Raw genomic sequence first — 5,052 nt, forward strand, 5'->3', positions numbered from 1 at the left:
CGCGCCGGCCGCCCGGGGCTCGTCCGCGGCGGGAGCGTCGGGTGTGGAGGAGTCGGCGGCCTCGGGGTCGGCGTCGGGCGCGCCGCCGACCTCCTGCCGGGGGAGGGTCTCGGTGTCGCCCAGGGGCACCGGGAGCGCCTCGGTCGGGGGGTGGGTGACCGGGATGGTCTCGGTCACCGCCCGGTCGGACCCCGGGCGGTGCATCACCCGGGTGGGCACGTCGGCCTCGGGGTCGATCTCGTGGGTCTCGGTCTCGGTCTCGGAGTCGTCAGCGGCACCCGCATCGGTCTCGGCTCCGCGGACCGGGGCGGCGAGGGTGCGGGTGTCGTCGTCCCCGTGGTCCGCAGCCTCCGGAGGCGTCGCCGCGACCGGCGACAGGGCGGCGGGCGTGAGCGCGGGAGGCGCCGGCGGAGCCGCCGCCGTGGACAGCCGGGGGTCCCGGGCCGCCGTCGTCGTGATCGTGGACCGGCCCGCGACCTGCCGGGACGGCCACGGGGCGACCTGCCGGGCGAAGTCTCCGGGGGAGGTCGGCCCCTGGTCCTCACCGAGGGTCAGCCGGCACAGCGTGTCGAGGTCGCGCGGCACCCCGGCGGCGATCTCGGACGGCGCGGCCACCCCGCCGAGCAGGCGCGGAGCGGACCCGAGCGAGGTCTCGTCGGCGCCGGGCCACAGTCCGGTGAGGCCGGCATACGTGAGGGAGACGACGCCCACGGCGTCGCGACGGGAGGCGACCTCGGACTCGAGGTCGTCGAGCTCGGCGAGCGCCGCGCTCGTGGCCACGCCACGCAGCCGAACCTCGCCGTCGATGGTGCGCAGCACGTCGTCGGGGCGCAGGTCGAGGTGGTGCAGGCCGCGCTGGCGGGCGGACTCGAGGGCGGTCGCGACCTCACCGACGATGCGTCGGACCTCGTCGGCGGGCAGGCCACCCTCCTGGACCAGCTGGGTGAGGGTGCGGGCCCCGGCACCGTCGGCCTCGACGACCCAGGCCAGACCGGCCTCGCGCCCGACGTCGAGCACCCGCTGGAGGGAGGGCGCATCGAGCCCGGCGGCACGGCGGGCGGCGTCGAGGAGGGCACTCGCGCGGTGGTCGCGCTCGGGGAGGCAGAGGACGACGACGGAGCGACCCAGGGTCGTGTCGTCAGCGGTCCAGCGCTCAGCACCGTGGCGCTGCTCGATCCTGCGCTGGGTGGTGTACCGCCCGTCGAGGGTGGTACCGGGTCCGACGCCCTCCAACGGGTGCCCCTTCCGATCGGGTGTGGCGCCCATCCTAGGCGGGCCCACCGGCCATCCCCCGGCTCAGTCTCCGGCGAGCCGCTGCCAGGCCAGGCGGGCGATGCGCCGCTCGTTCGGGAAGGTCAGGTGGCGGTGCGCGTCGCGCAGGAGGAACCACGCGACGTCGATCGCCTCGTGGTCCGGGTCGTTCTCGATGGTGAGGTTCCCACCCACGGCCTCGAGGAGGTAGTGGTGGACGTACTTGTGGATGCGCCGGTCCCCGACCGCGAACCAGTAGTCGATCGTCCCGAGCTCGATGAGGACCTTGCCCTCGATGCCGGTCTCCTCCGCGACCTCGCGGGCCGCGGTCTGGGGCAGCGTCTCGGCACCCTCGATGTGGCCCTTGGGGAGGCACCACTCGATCCGGCCGGCGCGGTTGCGCCGCGCGATGACGGCGATCCGGGCCTCTCCGTCGTGCACGTCGACGACCACGCCACCGGCGGAGCGCTCCTCCACGGCAGGGAGGCGCCGGGTGACCCGGGGCGGCTCTGCGGTGGCATGGCTCATGGCGTCACTGTAACCACGACGACTGGACACCTACTCTTGTCACTCGTGTCACCCTCCCCGCCGTCCGCACTGCTTATGCAGCAGGCCGTTGCCCGTCTCGCACCGGTCCTGCCACTGCTCACCGACCTCGGGGCGTGCTTCGCCCGGGCGGGTCACGAGCTGGCCCTCGTGGGTGGCCCCGTGCGCGACGCGTTCCTCGGGCGGACCCCGCCCGACCTCGACTTCACGACGAGCGCGTCGCCCGACGAGACCGAGGCGATCCTGCGCGCCTGGGGCTCCGCGACGTGGGACCTGGGCCGCGACTTCGGGACGATCGGGGCGGTGCGCCGCTCCGGCGGGGTCGAGACGACGGTCGAGGTGACGACCTACCGCGCGGACGCCTACGACGGGGTGACCCGCAAGCCGGTCGTCGCGTTCGGCGAGTCGCTCGAGGGGGATCTCGTGCGGCGCGACTTCACCGTCAACGCCATGGCGATGCGGCTCCCCTCGCTCGAGTTCGTCGACCCGTACGGCGGGCTCGCCGACCTCGAGGCCGGGGTGCTCCGGACGCCCTCCGCCCCGGAGGTCAGCTTCGGGGACGACCCGCTGCGGATGATGCGGGCGGTGCGCTTCGTCGCGCAGCTCGGTCTCGTGCCCGCACCCGAGGTGTATGCCGCGATGCAGGCGATGGGGGGCAGCCTCGACATCGTCTCGGCCGAGCGGGTGCGCGACGAGCTCGTCAAGCTCCTCATGGCACGCGAGCCGCGGGCCGGGCTGGAGCTGCTCACCGACAGCGGGCTCGCCGCCCACGTGCTGCCCGAGCTGCCGGCCCTCAAGCTCGAGGTGGACGAGCACCACCGCCACAAGGACGTCTACGACCACTCGCTCATCGTCCTCGACCAGGCCATCGCGCTCGAGGGACCGGCCGACGCCCCCGCGGAGTCGGTGCCGGGGCCGGACCTCGTCCTGCGGCTCGCGGCGCTGCTCCACGACATCGGCAAGCCGGCGACCCGACGGTTCGAGCCCGCGGGCGGGGTGAGCTTCCACCACCACGAGGTGGTCGGCGCCAAGATGACGGCCAAGCGGCTCAAGGCGCTCCGCTTCGACAAGGACACGGTCAAGGCGGTCTCGCGGCTCGTCGAGCTGCACCTGCGCTTCCACGGGTACGGCGACGGGCAGTGGACCGACTCGGCCGTGCGTCGCTACGTCACCGACGCCGGGCCCCTGCTCCCGCGGCTGCACCGGCTCACCCGGGCGGACTGCACGACCCGCAACTCACGCAAGGCCCAGCGCCTCTCGCGCACCTACGACGAGCTCGAGCGCCGGATCGACGTGCTGCTCGAGCGGGAGGAGCTGGCCGCGGTCCGTCCCGAGCTCGACGGCAACGAGATCGCCTCGGTCCTGGGGATCTCGCCGGGGCCGGTGCTCGGCCGGGCCTACAAGTACCTGCTGTCGGTGCGCATGGACGAGGGGCCGATCGGCAAGGAGGCCGCGGCCGACCGGCTGCGCACGTGGTGGGCCGACCAGCCCGAGTCGCGGTAGCGCCGGGTCCGGCTGCCGAGCCGACCGGGGAGAACTCCCCATCGCGGCCCGCGCAGCACGGGGATAGGGTTGTTCGGTCCATGCAGAGCGCCGCGACCCGGGCTCTCCACCAACCCTCCCGGAGGTGGCCCGATGCCCATGGTGGGCCATCCCAGCGCAGTGAGCCCCGCGCTCCCGCGCATCGAGCTCGACCTGCCCGCCGAGTGGGTCGCCGAGCCCGGTGGCGACGCCCTGTTCCTCGCCCAGCACGAGAGTGCGGGTGCGCACGGACCGCGGCTCACGGCATACGTCCACACGTCGCGCGAGGTGAGCACGGACCACCTCGTCGATGCGCTGGCAGCCGAGGCGACGGCCCACGACGGGGGTGAGGCAGACCCGACGTTCGAGGTCGAGATCGACGAGCGCGTCTGGACCGGGCTCAACGTGTCGTGGTTCGAGGACGGCCAGCCGGTCCATGTCGTCCATCTCGTCACGGCCGTCGACGGGGGCGGGGTCACCCAGCACGTCCGGCTCACCGGCCGCGTCGCGGGTCCCGACTCCGAGCGCGACTACGAGACCGTCCAGCAGATCCTCGAGAGCGCGGTCGTCACGCCGGCGGGCGGCGGCGGGTGAGCCGCCACCACGCCTCGCTGACCGGGCCTGAGGTGCGCATCCGGCACGGTGCGGCGACCCACGTCGGGCTCGTCCGCGACCACAACGAGGACAGCCTCCTCGCCGAGGGCCGGGTCTTCGTCATCGCCGACGGGATGGGCGGCCACGCCGCGGGTGAGGTCGCGAGCGGCATCGCCGTGCAGACCCTCGGCGAGCTCAACACCCGCAGCCGGGTCCGGTCGGAGGACGTCGTCGCCCTCATCCGCACGGCGAACCGCCGCATCCTCGAGTCCGCCGCGCAGAACCCCGAGCAGACCGGCATGGGCACGACGCTCGCCGGGCTCACCGTCGTCGACGCCGGCGGGGCCGACCACTGGCTCGTCTTCAACGTCGGCGACTCCCGTGTCTACCGCTTCCTCGGCAACCGGATGAGCATGGTCACGCAGGACCACTCCGAGGTCCGCGAGATGGTCGACGCCGGGCTCATCACCGCGGAGGAGGCCCTGCGGCACCCGCTGCGCAACATCATCACGCGCTCGCTCGGCACCGACCCGGGGCCCCACGCCGACGTCTGGGTCTTCCCTCCGCACCCCGGCGAGCGGTTCGTCCTGTGCAGCGACGGACTGTCCAACGAGCTCGACGACCGCACGATCATGGTGGCGCTCCAGCGCCACGACGACCCCCAGGAGGCGGCGGACGCCCTGTGCCATGCTGCCGTCGAGGCGGGGGGACGTGACAACATCAGTGTCGTCGTCGTGGCCTTCGACTCGGACGAGGACGACGGCGACGAGGCCGACACGGCTCCACGCCACACCCTGTTGCCGACCTGAGGACGACACCGTGAGCAGCACCGAGGTCACCACCCAGACCCCGCGGGGGTGGGTCGCGCTGTCCGCCGCCGAGCGCCACCTCGTCGTCCAGGGGTCCGCCTCGGTCGCCGGAGCGCTCCGGGGCGCCCTCGACGCCGGGCTCGTCCCCGTCCTCGACGCCCTCGGCCGCGACGGCCTCGGGGGGCTGCCGGACTTCGCCCTCGTCGACACCTCGGGCGCGCAGGCGCGCGTCGTCGTGCGCGGGGCGGGGCTGGTCCGCGCCGACGGGTCCGACGTGAGCGCCGACGGTCGGGTGCCGTGGCGGGACCTCGACGTCGAGGCTGCGGTCCTC

General features: G+C 74.2%; 6 protein-coding genes. 4 read left to right on the plus strand and 2 right to left on the minus strand.

Annotated features, from left to right (window positions below; all coding sequences use genetic code 11):
* A partial coding sequence (locus N801_RS18535) for a protein kinase family protein (RefSeq protein WP_035940793.1) occupies positions 1-1,233 on the minus strand: 1,233 nt, incomplete at its 3' end.
* 63 nt (positions 1,234-1,296) lie between these two features.
* Positions 1,297-1,779 (minus strand): NUDIX hydrolase, encoded by a 483-nt coding sequence (locus N801_RS18540; RefSeq protein WP_035940794.1) that lies wholly within the window; start codon positions 1,777-1,779, stop codon positions 1,297-1,299.
* A gap of 75 nt (positions 1,780-1,854) precedes the next feature.
* On the opposite strand from N801_RS18540, the gene N801_RS18545 reads away from it, so the two are divergent.
* From N801_RS18545 to N801_RS18560, 4 genes are all read left to right on the plus strand, one after another.
* Positions 1,855-3,300, plus strand: a complete 1,446-nt coding sequence (locus N801_RS18545; protein ID WP_035940795.1) for a CCA tRNA nucleotidyltransferase — start codon at positions 1,855-1,857, stop codon at positions 3,298-3,300.
* Between the two features lie 132 nt (positions 3,301-3,432).
* Positions 3,433-3,912 (plus strand): hypothetical protein, encoded by a 480-nt coding sequence (locus tag N801_RS18550; RefSeq protein WP_156996916.1) that lies wholly within the window; start codon positions 3,433-3,435, stop codon positions 3,910-3,912.
* Positions 3,909-4,721 carry a PP2C family protein-serine/threonine phosphatase gene (locus tag N801_RS18555; RefSeq protein WP_084109256.1) on the plus strand — a complete coding sequence of 271 codons (813 nt, stop codon included), beginning with the start codon at positions 3,909-3,911 and terminating at the stop codon, positions 4,719-4,721. Before N801_RS18550 ends, N801_RS18555 begins: the two co-directional genes overlap by 4 nt.
* 10 nt (positions 4,722-4,731) lie before the next feature.
* Positions 4,732-5,052 (plus strand): hypothetical protein (locus N801_RS18560; RefSeq protein WP_035940797.1); only part of this gene is annotated, 321 nt, incomplete at its 3' end.

This window comes from Knoellia aerolata DSM 18566, from assembly GCF_000768695.1.
Taxonomy (GTDB): domain Bacteria; phylum Actinomycetota; class Actinomycetes; order Actinomycetales; family Dermatophilaceae; genus Knoellia; species Knoellia aerolata.

Bases quoted from the DNA above. Each gene is read 5' to 3' on its own strand.
- N801_RS18540 (WP_035940794.1), bottom strand. From the start codon at position 1,779: ATGAGCCATGCCACCGCAGAGCCGCCCCGGGTCACCCGGCGCCTCCCT.
- N801_RS18545 (WP_035940795.1), top strand. From the start codon at position 1,855: ATGCAGCAGGCCGTTGCCCGTCTCGCACCGGTCCTGCCACTGCTCACC.
- N801_RS18550 (WP_156996916.1), top strand. From the start codon at position 3,433: ATGCCCATGGTGGGCCATCCCAGCGCAGTGAGCCCCGCGCTCCCGCGC.